Here is a 16583-nt window from a genome sequence, read left to right on the forward strand (position 1 = left end):
CCCTATCAAGGCCCTCCTCGGGCGAGCGCTGGATGCGTGGCTCCCGATGCCGGGGACGCCTCATCGACTGACCTCCTCGGCCTCGGCCCCCGCGGCCGTCAATTCGGACGAGCCCGGACGGGACCGGGTCGGGTTGGTGTCGAGCCAGCGCTGCAGCTCGTCGGAGATCAGGTCGACGCCGATGCGCCCCGCCCGGCCGTCGAGATCACGGAAGATGCACTCGCCGTTGCCCAGGTTGCGCAGCACGGCCTTGTGCTCGTCGGACGACTCCACTCCCAGCAGGGACATCACGTTCCCGACCTCGACACGTTCGGACGAACGGAAGGAGAACACCGATGACAGGCAGTTGGTCACCTGCTCATTCAAGAGGTCTCCGGCATTCTGTGACACAAGGATCAACGCAGTGTTGCGAGAACGCCCCATTCGCGACACTTCCGGCACGAGCTTGGCCCCTTCCGGTGTCGATGTGATGGCCCACGCCTCGTCCAGGAAGATCGCCTTCGGCAGGCGCCGGTCGAGGCCGTGCATCAGGCGCCGCGCGAACTGCGACACCAGGTACATGAGCGCCACCGAGAGGCGCTGTTCGTAGGAGTAGTCCTCGCGGCCGATCGTCACGTCCGGCAGGGTCAGGCCGCCGAGCGTGAAGACGGTCGTCCATCCCGCCGTGTCGATGCGGTCGCCGCCGGACGGGTCGAAGCACAGCCGCGCGAGCCGCATCTCCGACATCGACCGCAGGACGGCGCCGAGGTTCTTGGACGCCGGGTCGTCGGAGCCTTCGAGGTAGTCGACGACCTTCCCGAGCGAGGGCCGTTCGGCGTTGGCCACGGCGCCGACCGCCTGGATCATCGCGGATTCGCGTTCCTCCGACATCCTCGGCAGCAGCAGCCGCAGCGTCTCCGTGGCCATCGTCTTCTTGGCGGCCAGGTCGTCTCCGAACGAGAACGGATCCAGCAACCCGGGCGCGGCAGAGCCCAATGGCAGGATCCGGGCCTTCCGCCCGCGCGCCTTGAGCAGCTCCACGAGCGACTCGGCGTCGCCCTTGGGGTCGATCGCCGCGATGGTGACCCCGCGCAACGCCATCTGGTAGAGCAGCAACAGCGCCAGGGTCGTCTTACCGCCGCCCGGCTCGCCGGTGATCGCGACGGCCGTCGGACGGTTGCGGGCGGCCGCGACGAGCGGGTCGAAGTGCACGATGGCGCGGGCCCGGCCCAGGGTCTCGCCGATGTACGGGCCGACCCAGCCCTCGGAGTTCTCGTCCGGCCGGTCACCGAGGTCCACCGTGGCGGTGGGCATGCCGCCCGCGATCGTCCGCAACGGCTGGCGCTGGGCGTAGGCGTTCAGCCGGATGCGATCGCCCGGCAACGACTCCAGGAACAGCGAGAACTGGTCGCCGGTCGAGTTGACCACGTCGATGCCGATGTCGCGGTAGTGCTCCACGACGGCGTCCACCCGTTGCGCGAGCAGCTCCGCCGTAGGCGCCGACACGATCATCCGATGCCAGCCGTACACGAACGGCAGCCGTTCCTTGGTGATTCCGTGCTCCAGCATCCGCGCCGCGTCGATCTGCTCGGCCAGCGCGATCGGCGCTTCGGCGCCGGCCTCCCGGATGTGCTGGTCCATGTCGCGCGCGTGCGCCAGCTTGCGTGACACGTCCTTCGACGCCTTGGCCGGGGGGATGAGCTTCATGCGCGCGCTGATCTCGACCGGGAACGGCAGCGCGTCGGCGTAGTGCAACCACGGTTCGCCGTCCGGGAACGGCATCAGATCCGGGAAGCGCGCGAACGACAGGTACGCCACGTACGACTGGGCGATCGGCCCTCCGCCGTTGTTGCTGGTGTTGGGCTGCTCGACCTTCAGGTACGAACGGCCGTTGTGGATCGCGCCCTCCACAAGCGCCTCGATCTCGCCCTTGCCCCACGTACGGCGGGCCACGGCCGACGGCGGCGGATCGGCGAGCGAGGCCGTCACCGCGTGCTGGAACAGCCAGGCCACCTCGGTCGACGCCGCGTGCCGCGCGTACAGCGCCGATCCGCCCAGCGCCCGGCCGACGCGTTCAGCCTGCTCGGTCCAGCGCGCGATCTCCTTCTTGTCGATCGCGTCGTCCTCGATGCCCAGCGCCTGCTCGCTGCGCTTGTAGAAGCCGAGCAGCTGCGGCAGCACGCCGCCCGACAGCTGGGCGCCCATGCCGCGCGGCCCGAGCCGAACGCCGAGGTAGACCTCCTTGGTCCAGAAGTCCTTCGCCCAGACGTGCGCGTACGTCTCCTCCAGGTAGTCGCGCCATCCCGAGCCGCCGTCTGAGGTCTTGTCCAGCGCGAGCGCCCAGTCGGCAGCCGGATACGTGCGGTGCGCGATCCTGAGATGCACCTCGGCGTCCTGCATCCGGATGCCGGCCAGCGCGATGGTGATGTTGGTCGCGAGCGCCTCGCGTTCCTCACCGGTCGTGAACTCGTACGACACCGTCGGCAACCGGAAGTACGCCCAGGCCGCGTGGTCGGTGAGCAACACCCGATCGTCGAAGTACCGCACGGCCAACCGGCTGGACCGTGCCTTCGATGCTCTGCTCATCGCCTCGCTCCGCCCAGCGGCTCGCAGCTCGGTCCGGCCGCCGCGCGGCGGCTCGCGGGGGTCATCGAGTGGCCTCCTGCTCCTGTTCCTGAAGCTCCTGCAACTCCTGGTACCGCTCGGGCATCACGTTGAACCCACCCGCGACGACACCGGCGAGAGCGAGGTAGGCACGGCGCGTCGGCGCCCGCAACGACTTCAGCTCGTTGCGGGGCGCGCGGTCCATGCTCAGGTGATCGTCCCACGGGATGCGCACCAAGGCGCGGCAACGGCCACGGGCGACGGCCTCGGCCTGCTCGACGTCGTCCATGCTGCGCCGGCTCACCCCGTTGATCACGGTCACGGCCCGGGATCTGAGCTCGTCGTACCCGTGCCCGTCCAGCCACTCGAACGTCATCGACACCGCCCGCGGCGCGTCCGAACTCGCCGGCGCGACGAGCACGATCTGATCGGCGTACGGCAGCACCCGCGCCACCACCGCCGCTGCCGCGTCGAGCAGCGTCACCGAGTAGAAACGGTCGATCGTACGGATCGCCAGCGCGTAGTCGCGGTCGTCCAGGGCCTGCAGCGGATTGCGCCCAGCCGCGATCACATCCAGCCCGGACTTGGCCTGCGACGTGTAGCGCCGCATCGCGGTCAGGCTGTTGACCTGGTCGGCCCGCGTGATGAGCCCGGTGAGCGTCTCGTTCGTCTCGCTGCGAGTCCTGCGCGCGAGCGCGCCCGGCCCGGGATTGACGTCGATCGCCACGACCGGTTCGCCGTTGTGCTGGGCGAACGTGTGACCGAGCATCAACGCCGTCACCGTCTGCCCCGCGCCGCCCGTGCACCCCAGCACAACAATGTGCCGCGTCCCGTGGAACGGTTGCTGCAGCCGCGCCTCGTACTCCGCGTCGGCCTCACCATGACCGCCGCCGACCGCCTGGATGAGCCGCCGCAGACCACCCGTGCTGACCTCATGATCAGGCCCCGGCGGTGTGATCGCCGGTTCGGACGGCGGCGCCGCCGGAGGCGGCGGCAACGGCCGCGGCCGCACTGGCGACGCAGGCCCGGAACGCACCTCGCGCGGAGGCGGAGTCTGCTCGGCCGGAGGCAGCTGCTGCGGCGGTGGCGGCTTGACCGGAGTCCCCTGAGGCGGCCGCGCCGGGAACCGCTGCGGCGAACCCTCCTCGCGCCGAGGCGAAGCCACAGGTGGCCAAACCAACGCGTCGGTCGCCGACGCCCTCAGCGGCTTGGACAACCCCTTCGACCAAGGCTTCGGCGGCCGAGCCCCCTCACCCGTCTGCCCCTCCGCCGCAGCGGCAGGCGTCTCGCCCTGTTCACCTGGTTCAGCCTGCGGCTGCACTCCCTGCCCCCACCGAGGTTGCTGCCCCCACTGGCGCCCGCCCTGCGGCTGCCGCCCAGCTCCCGACTCCTGCTGCCCCGACCGCCCCCGGCCCGTACCCTCCTCCTGACGCGCCCGCCCAGGCCCCTGCCCCGAACGCTCCTCACGCCCTGCCTGCGACTCCGCCCTGCCCGCCTCAGCGTCGGCCGCCTCTGGCGAACCACCGGCTCGCGCCCCTGGCGCTCCCTGCTCTTGCTGCTCTTGCTGCGGCGCCCGGCCCGATCCCGACCGCTGACCACCCTGCGACTCCACCTCGGACTGCGCCCCCGTAGCCCCCTGCCGGTGCGCACGCCAAGGTGCCTGCCCCGAACGCTCGACGCGCGGCTCCGCCTCAGACCGCGACTCCATCTGGGCCTGCGCATCCGCACCTGCCGGCGGCCCTTCAACAGGCTGCGCCCCAGCCACACCCTGCTGCCGTGGCCAAGATGCCTGACCCGAACGCTCCTCGCGCTCCGCCTGCGGCTCTGGCGCTCCCTGCTCCTGCTGCTGGCCAGCCTTCGACTCTGTCTCAGCCCGTGCGCCTGCACCCGCCTGGGACCCTTGCTCGACCTGGCCCGAACGCGCCTCACGCTCGGATTGGGCTACCACATCGGAACCTGGCGCCTGGCCTGCCCGCGCCCCTGGCGCACGCTGCGCGTCGGCACCTGCCTGCGGCTCTTGGTCGGCTTGCGCCCCAGTCACACCCTGCTGGCGGGCGCGCCAAGGCGCCTGGCCCGCACGCTCCTCGCGTCCCCGCTGCGGCTCTGGCGCTCCCTGCTCCTGCTGCTGGCCAGCCTTCGACTCTGTCTCAGCCCGTGCGCCTGCACCCGCCTGCGATCCTTGCTCGGCTTGGGCCGCCGACACCGCTTCTTGCGTCCGCCGAGATAGTGCGCCCGAACGCTCCTCACGCCCGGACGGCGCTGCCACATCGGACTTTGGTGCCTGGCCTGCCTGCGCTCCTAGCGCACGCTGCGGCTCCGCCCCGGACTGCGTCTCTGCGCCTGCATGCGGCCCTTGGTCAGCTTGGGTTTCCGGCGCATTCTGCTGGTGCGCACGCCGGGGTGCCTGGTCCGAACGCTCCTCGCGCTCGACACGCGCTGCCTCATCCCGTCCTGGTACTCGCTGCGGCTGCCGGGCTGGGGGCGGCTCTTGTGCGCGCTCGTTCTGCTCTGGCTTCTGATCACGGTGCGGTTGCCAGGGGACGGCGCCGGGCCATCCGCCGGTCGCCTGCCCCTTGCGTGTCTGGCTGGTGGGCGCATCGGTGGCGGAGCGGTCGGCTGGCGCGGAGGGTGGATGTTCGGCGGCCGCGTGTTCCGGCTCGTCGAGCTTTTCCTTGGCCGAGCGCCATTCTGTGTCGTTCTCGGCTGCCCCGAAGGCGCCGGGGACCGTGGGGATGTCGGGTCTGGTGGCGGGGGGTGTCTGGGGGATGTCCGGGCGGGTGGCCGATGCCTCCGTCGGCTGGTTGATGGCCGTCCAGAACTCCGCTGCGGCGCCGGGCCGCCGGACACCCGAGGCCAGTGCGCGCTTGCCCGAGCCGACCGGCTCCTCGGATGGAACGCGGGCAGGTGGGACTTCGAGCTGAGGGGTCGCGGGAGGGTGTTCGATGTCCGCGGTCCCCTGCGCCACGACCTGGATGTCGTCCTCGTGCGCGATCTCACGGGTCGTACGTCGCCACGGTTTGGGCGCGCGTGCTGGGGCGTGGCCGGCGATCGTTCCCGCCACCAGCACGTCCGTCTCCGTGCCGAGCGTTCCAGGAGCGGGCTCCGGCGCGGGGGCGCGCTCGGGCTCGGCCTGCGTGGCGGACATCGGCACGCTCGCCGCGTAATCGGCTAGGGACTGCGGAGCGTCCACGAATGCGGGCCCCGGCAAGAGGGTGGCCGCGGTGGGGACGGTGGCCTCTTGAACGACCGGCTGGGCCTTCTTCGCCTTGCGGGCCTTGCGACGGGACTTGATGGCGGCGCGTTCGGGGGCGGCCACGGGGGCGGGGGCCTCGGGGCGGCGCCAGACTCGGGCGACGATGACGACCTCGCGCGGCTCGCGGATGGGCGTGAGGCGGCACCAGGTGCGCGGCTCGGCCACGTAGCGCGCCTGCGAGATCAGCAACTCGGTCAGGCGTTTGCCTTCGATGACCGGACGTGTCGCCAGCCAGGTCAGGATGCCGGGCGGCACGATGTAGAGCACGTGCCAGGGGGTCTCGAACGGGATCCCGACGAACAGGAGCAGCATGATCCACGGCACGAACACACCGGCGAACACACCGATCTGGACCAGCGGCAGAGGCATCGGAAGCCGCAGGTCGTACAGCTTGTAGAGCCTCTTCTCAATGCGCCATATGTTCGTGTACGTGGGTAGATCCACGCCCCTACTCCCCTAACTGTGCAAGCACAGTGTCGCCTGCCGCGGCCCCGTACGGGGCCGACCCGACCTCGGTGTCCGCCATCCGGGGGTCAGGTCACGTCCACTCCCAGGGCTTTGGCGATCGCCTTGGCCATGGTCTCGATGATGTTCGGTACGTAGAAGACCACCCCGACTCCGATCGCCAGGACAATGAACTGCACAAAGCGGGTTATCTCACGAGTGAACAGAAAAAAGATCGCCACAATTGACACGATCACCAAGAACAACGGGCCGAAGAACTGCCGCAGAAACTCAGCGAGGTCATCGGTTTTGAGTTCGTCGTTCGGCTCCGCCAAGACCTCGTACGGAATCGACGCCATGATGTGGTGCAGCATCGACCACTACCTTCCTAGGTCGGCGGGATATGAGGGGAAGTTCAGACCCCGGGGTTGTCTCACGTCGCGGCTTCTCATGATGCGCCCTGCCCGGGCGTGCCGCGGATGTCTCTCACGAACCAGTTCGCGCCCTTCTTCACCATCTCGAGCTGGTAGGCCTGCTCAAGCTCGCCACCGTTGCCGCCCCCGCTGCCGGGGATCTGCCACGCCACCGTCGCCGTGACAGTACGCTCCCCCGCCGGGCCTCTGGGAGCGATCACTTCTTTGACCTGGAAGAACGTGACCGAGCCAGCAAGGCCCGAAAGTGTCTTGCCATCGGCATAGCGTGCCAGCGCCGCAGGGTCACCGTGCGCATAGGCCTGGAAGAACGGGCTCAGCACCGACTGCAGCTCGGTCTCCAGTGCCTGGTCACGGTCGCGTACACCCGCCTGCGGGAGGGCCGCGCGGGCGGGCGGCGGCAGCAGCGCGGGACGCCCGGAGATCACCAGCGCGCCGTCCTTGGCGTAGACCGGCACGGCTAGCCGGAACCACTTGTCCTGGCTGCGGGCGAGGACGGTCACGGTCGCATTGTTGGCGTCCCGTGCGTCCACTCCGGCCACCTGCACCGACTGAACCTGTAGCGCTCCGACGCCGTTCCACCCGAATTGACCGTCCGCGCCCTCGGGGATGAACGCACGTATCTGTGCCTCGCGGGCGGCCGCCGTCTTCTGGTCGTAGTTGAGATAGACGTTCGCGAACTGCATTGCGAACGCGCTCGCGGAACTGCTCGGGAACTGCGCGGCCTTGCTGGGCTTCGACGTTCCGGTGGAGTCGCTCTCACTCGCGGTGAACCGTTCGAACGGAGCCCTGATGCCGTTGATGAGGACGACGAGGATGACCGCCCACAGGATCGCGCGCCCGACCCACATCCACCAGCGCCCGCCCGAGCCGCCCCAGCGGCCACCGCCGCCCCGGCCGCGATCGCGCCGCTGCTGTGGAACGTCCCAAGGATCGGCGGACGGATCGAGGGCGAGGCCGGCCGCCGGGGCCTCCTCGACAACAGCAGCCTCACGACCATGTCGCACGGCCGACCTGCGAGCCATCATGCCTCCGCTCGCGCCTCGCCCCCGGTCGGCGCGTCGTCATGTCCTGATCCTGTGCCGGTGCGGGTCATTCCGGACCCCACCACAGGCCCAGAGTAACCACGGGCGTCAATTGTTCCAGCGCATCGCGAGGAAGCACAGCCCCGGCACGCGGTTGTGGATAATGCAATCCACCTCAGCCGGAACCGGGAAGATTGCCAAACGGTGACGATCCCCTGTCTACCCGGCGAAAGACGTGTCGCACTCCTATCCACACTGGTACTCCGCCACGGCAGTTGCTTGTCGACCAGATGTCCATCTCGGACGACATTCCCTTCCCGGCGAATCAGTCACTGTGCCCCTTTCGGGACAAAGCTCCCGACACGCCGCGTACACCACCCAACACCCCGCGCACGGAAGCCACTGGACCGAACACCGTCTCACCAACGCCCGAACAAGCCCGCCACGCATGAAGCAATCCAACCGCGCCCGCCATACACCCACCCCCACGCGGACAGCTCACTCTCACGCCCGATCGGCGGGCCACAGAACCCTCACCAGCACAGAAGCCCCAACCACGTTCTCCGCACGACCGCTGGACTGTACACGCGGCTACCCGCGTGGAGCCTGGCGCTATCCGTACGCAGATTTGCGCTACGCGCGCGGGGCCCGCCGTTCGCGCGAGGGTCGTCCGGACGGAGGCCCACGCAGCCCCTGCCACAAGCGCTGGACGCACGTACGGATAACTGAGCTCCGCACACAGACGGCCGACCCGGCACCAGCGGCTGGACGCACGGATGGTCAGCCTCGCGTACGGATCGCGCGACCCGGCACCAGTGGTGGACACACACGGACAGATGAGCTTCGCGGACCGCAGGGCCCAGCACCGGCGGTGGACGACGGACGGGCGAGTGAGCTCCGCGTACGGATCGCAGGGCCGGGCAGGAGCGCCCGACCACACACGGCAAGTTAGCTGCGCCTACGGACCGGGAGCCCGGCATCAGTGGTGGACGCACGTACGGGCGGGTGAGCTTCGCGTACGGATCGCGGGCCCGGTGGATGCGCGTACGGGCGGGTCAGTTTTGCGTGCGGATTGCGAGGGCTGGTGCAGGCGCGTGGCTGTGAGGGAGGCTTGCGTGTTCGGGGTTAGACGTTGAAGCGGAACTCGACCACGTCGCCGTCTTGCATGACGTAGTCCTTGCCTTCCATGCGGACCTTGCCGGCGGTGCGGGCGGCGGCCATGGACTTGGCGGCCATGAGGTCGTCGTAGGAGACGATCTCGGCCTTGATGAAGCCGCGCTGGAAGTCGGTGTGGATGACGCCGGCGGCCTCGGGGGCGGTGGTGCCCTTGCGGATGGTCCAGGCGCGCGATTCCTTGGGGCCCGCGGTGAGGTAGGTCTGCAGGCCGAGGGTGTTGAAGCCGATGCGGACGAGCTGGGAGAGGCCGGACTCCTCTTGGCCGAGGCTCTGGAGGAGCTCTAGGGCCTCGTCGTCGGGGAGTTCGATGAGTTCGGACTCGATCTTGGCGTCCAGGAAGATGGCTTCGGCGGGGGCGACGAGTTCGCGGAGCTTGGCGCGCAGGGACTCGTCGCTCAGCTCCTCTTCGTCCAGGTTGAAGACGTAGAGGAACGGCTTGGCGGTGAGCAGGTGCAGCTCACGGAGGAGGTTCAGGTCGACCTTGTCTCCGGCGGCGAAGAGGGTGGTGCCCTCGTTCAGGATCTGCTGTGCGGTCTGGACGGCGTCGACTACGGCGAGCTGTTCTTTGTCCTTTTTGGTGCGGGCCTCCTTTTCGAGGCGGGGCAGGGCCCTCTCGATCGTCTGGAGGTCGGCGAGGATCAGCTCGGTGTTGATCGTCTCGATGTCGCGGGACGGGGCGACGTCGCCGTCGACGTGGGTCACGTCGGGGTCGTCGAACGCCCGGATGACCTGGCAGATCGCGTTGGTCTCCCGGATGTTGGCCAGGAACTTGTTGCCGAGCCCCTGGCCTTCGGAGGCGCCCTTGACGATGCCGGCGATGTCGACGAACTCGATGGTGGCCGGGATGATCTTCTGGGAGCCGAAGACCTCGGCCAGTCCCTCCAGGCGGGGATCGGGCACCCCGACCACGCCGACGTTGGGCTCGATGGTCGCGAACGGGTAGTTCGCGGCCAGCGCGTCGTTCTTGGTCAGCGCGTTGAACAGGGTGGACTTGCCGACGTTGGGCAGCCCGACGATTCCGATGGAGAGGCTCACGGCGGTCAAGTTTATGGGCCCGCCGGACCTCCCTTGACGAACTCGGCGATGTGGCGGAACGCGGCCTTTCCCTCGGGCATGTAGTCCGCGAACACCGGGAAGACATGGACGAGCCCGTCCCACTCCTGGTAGACGGCCTCCACACCGGCGGCCCTGGCCCGTTCGGCCACGTCCCTGGTCTCGTCGCGCAAGATCTCCGAGCCGCTGGCGATGAGGAGCATCGGCGGCAGGCCGCTCAGGTCGCCGTGCAGGGGCGAGAAGAGCGGGTCGTTCTCCTCCTTGTCCCGGCAGAACTCCCGGCCCAGCCAGGAAAGCTTCCCGGCCGGGATGAGGGCGTCGCTGTGGCGGTTGAGCTGGTGTGATTCCGACTGGCAGAGGAGGTCCACCCAGGGCGAGAGGCAGAACGCGGCGCCGGGGAGGGCGGTGCCGCGTTCCTTGAGTGCCAGGAGGAGGGCGAGGGTGAGATGGCCGCCTGCCGAGTCGCCTCCTACGGCGATGTTGTGCGGCTCGTACCGCCGCAGGAGGAAGTCGTAGGCGGTGACCGCGTCCGCTAGGGCGTCGGCAGGGGTGTTGCGCGGGGCCAGCCGGTAGTCGAGCGACAGCACGGGACGCCTGGTCGACGCCGACAGGCGCCAGTTGAACGGGCGGTAGAGACGTGGGCTCCCGAAGAAGTAACCGCCGCCGTGCAGATAGAGGACGACCTTGTCGTCCTCCGGAGCGCCGGCGCGGACCCATTCGGCCGTGCAGGTTCCGAGGTCCTGCTGGTCGATGGCCACACCGCGCGGTACGGCCTGCAGCCGTCCGAGGAGGTCGGTGGCGCGCTGGATGCGGATCAGCCCGGCCTCCGAGTCCGGCCCGTACTGCCAGGCGGTTTTCAGCAGGATCTTGATCACCCGGTTGCCGATGCGCGCCTGGAGGCTCGGCGGGCCGCCCGGTTCGAGCGCGATCGCCTGGGCCACGCGCCGCTCGGCCGCGGTGGCCGGGGCGAGGCGGATACGGGTGCTCAGGGTCATGCGCGCTCACTCCTGGTGTCCGTTTCGCGGCCTTAGTGAACGATGAGTCTAATTGCCCGGTGCGGATGCCGTCTCGGCGCGTCGCGCGGGCACTCCCCGAGTCCGCTGTCACGATGAACGGATGGATCTCGCGCTCCTCGCCGGCCTCGCCATCGGGGCGGTCTTCGGCGTGGTGGTCGGCTTCGCGCTCGCCACCGGACGGCAGGGCGCGCTGATCGCGCGGGCGAGGGCGGCCGAGGAGAAGCTCGCGTACGCCGAGGAACGCATGGCCGAGCACTTCGAGAACCTGTCGTCCAAGGCCCTGGACGCCAGCAACCGGCGTTTCCTCGAACTCGCCGACGCCCGCCTCAAGGCCGCCGGTGTCGAGGCGGCGGGTGAGCTCGAACGCCGCAAGCTCGCCGTCGAGCACCTCGTCGCCCCGCTCCGCGAGACCCTGGCCAAGGTCGAGGAACAGCTCCGCGAGGTCGAGACCGGCCGCCGCGAGTCCCATGCGATGCTCGCCCGGCAGGTGGACTTCGTCCGGCAGAGCTCCGAGCAGCTACGCGCCGAGACCCAGACCCTCGTCCGGGCGCTGCAACGCCCCGAGGCGCGCGGCCGCTGGGGTGAGCTGCAGCTGCGCCGAGTGGTCGAGCTGGCGGGCATGACCCACCACTGCGACTTCGACGAGCAGGCGAGTGCCACCGGGGAGAACGGAACGGTCCGCCCCGACATGGTCGTCCGGCTGGTCGGAGGCAAGAACATCGTCGTCGACTCGAAGGTCTCGCTCGCCGCCTACCTCCAGGCCGCCGAGACCGGTGAGCCGGTACGCCTGGAAGCCCACGCGCGGCATCTGCGCGACCACGTCGAACGGCTCGCGGCCAAGTCGTACTGGCAGGCCTTCACGCCCGCGCCCGAGTTCGTGGTGCTCTTCATCCCGGGCGAGGCGTTCCTGGCTCCCGCGCTCGAACGTGACCCCAGCCTGCTTGAGTACGCGATGAGCCGGCGCGTGCACATCGCCACGCCCACGACGCTGATCACGATGCTGCGCACCGCCTCGTACGCCTGGCAGCAGGAGGCGCTCTCGCGCAACGCGCGCGCGGTGTTCGAGCTCGGCAAGGAGCTGTACGAACGGCTCGGCACGATGGGTCAGCACGTGGACGAGCTCGGGCGTTCACTGACGAACGCGGTCAAGTCGTACAACCGCACGGTGGGCTCCCTGGAGACGCGGGTGCTCGTCAGCGCGCGCAAGCTGAACGAACTCGGCGTCGTGGAGACCGCGCTCGACGGCCCGAGCCCGATCGAGGAAAGCCCCCGTTCCCCCTCCGCCGCCGAATTCTCCGAAGACGTCACCGCCGAAGAACAGGCCCGGCTGGACGAGCTCACCACCAAGGAACGAGAGCATCTGGACGAGCTGGCGGGCAGGTCCGGCCGCGTCCCCGAGTCATCCGGCACCGGCGAACACGCCACCGGGGAGCCGCGTGAGGACGAGCGAGACCGACCCGCCTCGGCTACGAAACCGGTAGGTTTCGGCGGACGGGCCATCCCCGAGCAGGTCGACCGCAGGGAGAGGTGGCAATGAGTACATCGGTACGCGACGCGTCGGGTGACGCCTCGCCGGCTCCGGGGGGACGTGTGCGACGTGAGGGCCGCGCCGCCTCGCGTGCCGCGTCCTCCGGCGGCGGTGCGATCGCCCTGACGGGGCGCGGCGGCATCGTGGTCGTGTTCGGCACCGGGCTGTTCGGCGCGTTGTTCGCCCGCTGGTTCGACCTGGCGATCCTGGCCGGCCTCGCGTTCGCGGTCGGCTGCGCGCTCGCCGCGTTCATGACCCGCCCGGCCGATCTGCTCACGCTCGCCGTCAGCCCGCCGCTGGTCTTCTTCGCCGTCACGTTCCTGGCCGAGGTGCTGACCACGGTCGGCGAGGGTTCGCTGGTACGCGGCGTGACCGTCGGCCTGGTGACCACCATGGCGAGCACCGCTCCCTGGTTGTTCCTGGGCACGATCCTGGTGATCGCCATTTCGGTCCCGCGCGGCCTCGTCACCGCGTTCCGGGAGCTGCGCACCAAGCTCGCCGGCAGCCGCCTCTTCGAGGAGGAGGAGAACGAGAATCCGGTCCGCTGGGACGAGACGCCCGCGACCGGCCCCGGTCCCGTCCCAGGCCCCGGCCCTGGCCCCGGTCGCCCGCGCCACGCCCGCAAAGAGGAACAACTGCCCCACGGCGACGTCGACTAGCCTCCGCCAAGCACGACCCCGGCCAGCGCACATCGCCACTCGGGCATGCCTAGGATCGGCGCGGCCGCGCCTCGTTCATCGCGCTCAGACGGTACGCAGGTCCTTGCGGAGCTCGTGCGGGAGGGCGAAACGCATGCTCTCCTTGACCGACTCGATCTCTTCGACGTCGCCGTAGCCGCGTTCGGCCAGCCAGGCCAGCACGCCCTGCACCAGCTCGTCCGGAACCGAGGCGCCGCTGGTCACGCCGACCGTCGACACCCCCTCCAGCCACGCCTCGTCGATCTGCTCGGCGTAGTCGACCAGGTAGGCGTTGTCGGCGCCGTGCTCCTTGGCCACCTCCACCAGGCGCACCGAGTTGGAGGAGTTGGTCGAGCCCACCACGATGACCAGCTCGGAGCCGGCGGCCATCTCCTTGACCGCGACCTGCCGGTTTTGGGTGGCGTAGCAGATGTCGTCCGACGGCGGGTCCATCAGGCTGGGAAAACGCTCGCGCAGCTTGGCGACCGTCGCCAGGGTCTCGTCGACCGACAGGGTGGTCTGCGACAGCCAGGCGACCTTCTCGGGGTCGCGCACCCGCACGTTGGCCACGTCGTCCGGACCGTCCACCAGGTGGATGTGGTCGGGGGCCTCGCCGCTGGTGCCGATGACCTCCTCGTGGCCCTCGTGGCCGATCAGCAGGATGTCGTAGTCGTCCTTGGCGAACCGCACGGCCTCCTTGTGGACCTTGGTCACCAGCGGGCACGTCGCGTCGATCGTCTTCAGGCTCAGCCCGCGCGCCTCCTCGTGCACGACCGGCGCCACCCCGTGCGCTGAGAACACCACAATCGACCCCTCGGGCACCTCCTCGGTCTCCTCGACGAAGATCGCGCCCTTCTCCTCCAGCGTCTTCACCACGTGCACGTTGTGGACGATCTGCTTGCGCACGTAGATCGGCGCCCCGTACTTCCGCAGGGCGATCTCGACCGCCTCGACGGCACGGTCGACACCGGCGCAGTAACCACGCGGCTTGGCGAGCAGGACACGGCGCTGGCTGGTGGAGGTCATGCCCCCTATCGTACGAGGCGTCCCAGCCGCCCCGCACCGCGTGCTTCATCACCCCCGCGGAGCCCGGAGGCCCGACGACCAAAGCTCTGGTGAAGCCCGCAATGTGACCCAATCCACGTCCTCTTGGACAGAATTCCATTAAGGCGGGGTGACCGGGTTCGCACCCATACGGCAAAGTGAGGGTTGACAGACGGTGCCGAATCGACCCAGTCCAGCGATCAGGACAGCAGGGAGAGGGAGAACGATGGTGAAATCGCCGCGCCGCCTCAAGCAGCAGGTGCAGGACACGGTGGGCGAACAGGTCCGCGACCTCCCGCTGCACGCGGTCCGGCTGGCCATGTTCGGCGTCGGCCGGGCGCTGCTGCTGAGCGACCGGGTGACCAAGGACTACAAGGAGATCACCGAGGGCGGCGGCGTCAAGCCCGTGCTCGGCAGGCTTCGCGACGACGTCCAGCACACCGCCGAGTTCGTCGTGGGCCGCGTGGTGGAACGGGTGCGCGGCGCCGAGGAGCCCGAGCCCGCACCCAACAGGTCCCGTACCGCGGTGGCCGAGCCCCCGGCCAGGAGCAGGACCACGGTCGGCACCGGCGGCTCGGAGATCGCTATCGGCAAGCCCAAGGCGGCACCGGCGCCTAAGCCGCAGGCCAAGCCCGCTACCGAAGCCAAGCCCGCCGCGCAAGCCAAGCCCGCCGGTGAGGCCAAGCCCACTGAAGCCGCAGCCAAGCCCAAGCCCGCTGAAGCCCAGCCCAAGCCCGCTGAGACCAAGGCCGAGGCCGCCGCCGCTGACCCCAAGCCGGAGTTCGAGCCGAAGCCCGAGGCCAAGCCCGCCGCGCAGGCCGAGGTGGAGAAGATCGCGGCCGAGCTGCCGGTGCCGAACTACGACCAGGCCACGCTGCCGCAGCTGCGCGCACGCCTGCGCGGCCTCTCGGTCGACCAGGTGAAGCTGCTGCGCGAGTACGAGCGCAAGCACGCGGCCCGTGCCGACGTGCTCAAGATGTATGAAAACCGCATCGCCAAGCTCAACGGCACCAGCTGACCCGCCCGCACCGACGCACGACGAACGGCCCCCGGAGACCCGGGGGCCGTTCGACTTTCGGCCTTCAGACGATCCGGGAAAGCCCACGGCGCCGACCTTCTCGCTCGCGTCGTACACGGCACGGACGTGGGCGTCGGGGGCGTGTTAGGGGGCTAGGAGGCGGTTCAGGGCGGGGAGGGCCGCCTCCAGTGCCGCTCGCTGCTCGTCGTCCAGGGTCGCGAATCGTTCGGCCAGGAACGTGATGCGCTGTTCGCGGGCGGCCTGGAGCTGATCGGTCCCGTGGGGTGTCAGCTCCACGGTGACGACCCGGGCGTCGGAGCGGTCGCTGCCACGGGCGACGAGCGCGTCGCGTTCCAGCCGGTTGATCTGGGCGGTCATGGTCGGCAGCCGGACGCCGTGCTCCTCGGCGAGCTCGGTCATCCGACGCGGGCCCTGCTGGAGGGAGCCGAGCACCGACAGCTGCTGGCCGGTGATCGGCTGGTCGGCGCCGACCCGGCGCAGGAGGAGCACGATGTCGCGCAGCGTCCGGTTGAAGCGTTCGGCGAGCTCGCGGTTGCGATCGGACAACGGGCCACCTCTCTCGCCTGGCCGAATTGACTCGGCTTGGCCAAGCATTCGTCGCTCGTCTGTACCGGCCTTAGGAGATCACGGTAGGCGGGCGGCCCAGATTCCGCGCACATGCCGGAGGTGATGGCGCATCAGCGACTCGGCGGCGGCCGCGTCACCGGCGGCGACGTGGTCCAGAAGCTCAAGGTGCTCGGCGGCCGAGGGCGCCAGCCCGCCGCGTTCGGCCAGGGACGGCACGCCGTAGAGCCGGGACCGGTGCCGCAGGTCGCGGACCACGCCGATGAGGTGCGCGTTGCCGGCCAGGGAGAGCAGATCCAGATGGAAGGCCTGGTCGGCCTCGATGTACGCCAGGATGTCGCGGCGTTCGGCGGCGGCGACGATGGCCTCCGCGCGAGGCCGCAACGCGAGGACGGCCTCGACCGGCACCTCGGCGGGCACGGCCGCGGCGACCCGGCCGACCGTGGGCACCTCGATCAGCGCGCGTACGTCGGTGATCTCGTCCAGATCGCGTTCCGACAGCGCGGTCACCCGGAAACCCTTGTTGCGCACCGCCGTGACGAGGCCCTCTTTGGCCAGGTCGAGCATCGCCTCCCGCACCGGAGTGGCGGAGACGCCGAAGCGCTCGGCGAGCGCGGGCGCCGAATAGACGACGCCCGGCCGCATCTCCCCCGCCACCAGGGCGGCACGGAGCGCGTCGGCGATCCGCTCGCGCATGTTCCGCCGCGCGCCGAGAGCGGGCAGGTTCGGCTGGTCCCGTCCCGGCATGGC

The 16583-nt window shown here is 69.9% G+C and carries 12 protein-coding genes; 3 read left to right on the plus strand and 9 right to left on the minus strand.

The genetic code is table 11. The features are described 5' to 3' along the window. Positions 1-60 precede the first annotated feature (60 nt). The 6 genes from ABD333_RS21170 to ABD333_RS21195 form a co-directional block, all read right to left on the minus strand. Positions 61-2565: an ATP-binding protein gene (locus ABD333_RS21170; RefSeq protein WP_344543404.1), complete on the minus strand. Its 2505-nt coding sequence runs from the start codon at positions 2563-2565 to the stop codon at positions 61-63. A gap of 61 nt (positions 2566-2626) precedes the next feature. Next, on the minus strand, positions 2627-6280 hold the full coding sequence (locus ABD333_RS21175) for a TcpE family conjugal transfer membrane protein (protein ID WP_344543406.1): 3654 nt from the start codon (positions 6278-6280) through the stop codon (positions 2627-2629). Between the two features lie 89 nt (positions 6281-6369). Continuing rightward, positions 6370-6654 carry an LptF/LptG family permease gene (locus ABD333_RS21180; protein WP_410555965.1) on the minus strand — a complete coding sequence of 95 codons (285 nt, stop codon included), beginning with the start codon at positions 6652-6654 and terminating at the stop codon, positions 6370-6372. Between the two features lie 74 nt (positions 6655-6728). Next, on the minus strand, positions 6729-7718 hold the full coding sequence (locus ABD333_RS21185) for a conjugal transfer protein (RefSeq protein WP_344543408.1): 990 nt from the start codon (positions 7716-7718) through the stop codon (positions 6729-6731). Positions 7719-8861: 1143 nt separating this feature from the next. Beyond that, the gene (ychF, locus tag ABD333_RS21190) at positions 8862-9947 is read right to left on the minus strand and encodes a redox-regulated ATPase YchF (protein ID WP_344543409.1); all 1086 of its coding nucleotides are present in this window, start codon (positions 9945-9947) and stop codon (positions 8862-8864) included. A gap of 11 nt (positions 9948-9958) precedes the next feature. Beyond that, positions 9959-10960, minus strand: coding sequence for an alpha/beta hydrolase (locus ABD333_RS21195; RefSeq protein ID WP_344543410.1), 1002 nt, complete (start codon positions 10958-10960; stop codon positions 9959-9961). A 121-nt stretch (positions 10961-11081) separates the two neighbouring features. On the opposite strand from ABD333_RS21195, the gene ABD333_RS21200 reads away from it, so the two are divergent. Beyond that, positions 11082-12518, plus strand: coding sequence for a DNA recombination protein RmuC (locus ABD333_RS21200; protein WP_344543411.1), 1437 nt, complete (start codon positions 11082-11084; stop codon positions 12516-12518). After that, positions 12515-13168 carry a DUF6542 domain-containing protein gene (locus ABD333_RS21205; protein ID WP_344543412.1) on the plus strand — a complete coding sequence of 218 codons (654 nt, stop codon included), beginning with the start codon at positions 12515-12517 and terminating at the stop codon, positions 13166-13168. Before ABD333_RS21200 ends, ABD333_RS21205 begins: the two co-directional genes overlap by 4 nt. Before the next feature lie 84 nt (positions 13169-13252). On the opposite strand, the gene ABD333_RS21210 is transcribed toward ABD333_RS21205, so the two are convergent. Then, positions 13253-14212 carry a 4-hydroxy-3-methylbut-2-enyl diphosphate reductase gene (locus ABD333_RS21210; protein ID WP_344543413.1) on the minus strand — a complete coding sequence of 320 codons (960 nt, stop codon included), beginning with the start codon at positions 14210-14212 and terminating at the stop codon, positions 13253-13255. A gap of 244 nt (positions 14213-14456) precedes the next feature. On the opposite strand from ABD333_RS21210, the gene ABD333_RS21215 reads away from it, so the two are divergent. Then, entirely contained in the window at positions 14457-15248 is a 792-nt protein-coding gene (locus ABD333_RS21215; RefSeq protein WP_344543414.1) for a DUF8129 domain-containing protein, read from the plus strand. A 144-nt stretch (positions 15249-15392) separates the two neighbouring features. Here the strand turns inward: ABD333_RS21215 and ABD333_RS21220 are convergent, their stop codons facing one another. Continuing rightward, on the minus strand, positions 15393-15815 hold the full coding sequence (locus ABD333_RS21220) for a MarR family winged helix-turn-helix transcriptional regulator (protein WP_344543416.1): 423 nt from the start codon (positions 15813-15815) through the stop codon (positions 15393-15395). A 78-nt stretch (positions 15816-15893) separates the two neighbouring features. Next, positions 15894-16580: a GntR family transcriptional regulator gene (locus ABD333_RS21225; RefSeq protein WP_344543418.1), complete on the minus strand. Its 687-nt coding sequence runs from the start codon at positions 16578-16580 to the stop codon at positions 15894-15896. Positions 16581-16583 lie beyond the last annotated feature (3 nt).

Origin of the sequence: Actinomadura fulvescens, assembly GCF_039533225.1 — a bacterium.
GTDB lineage: Bacteria > Actinomycetota > Actinomycetes > Streptosporangiales > Streptosporangiaceae > Spirillospora > Spirillospora fulvescens.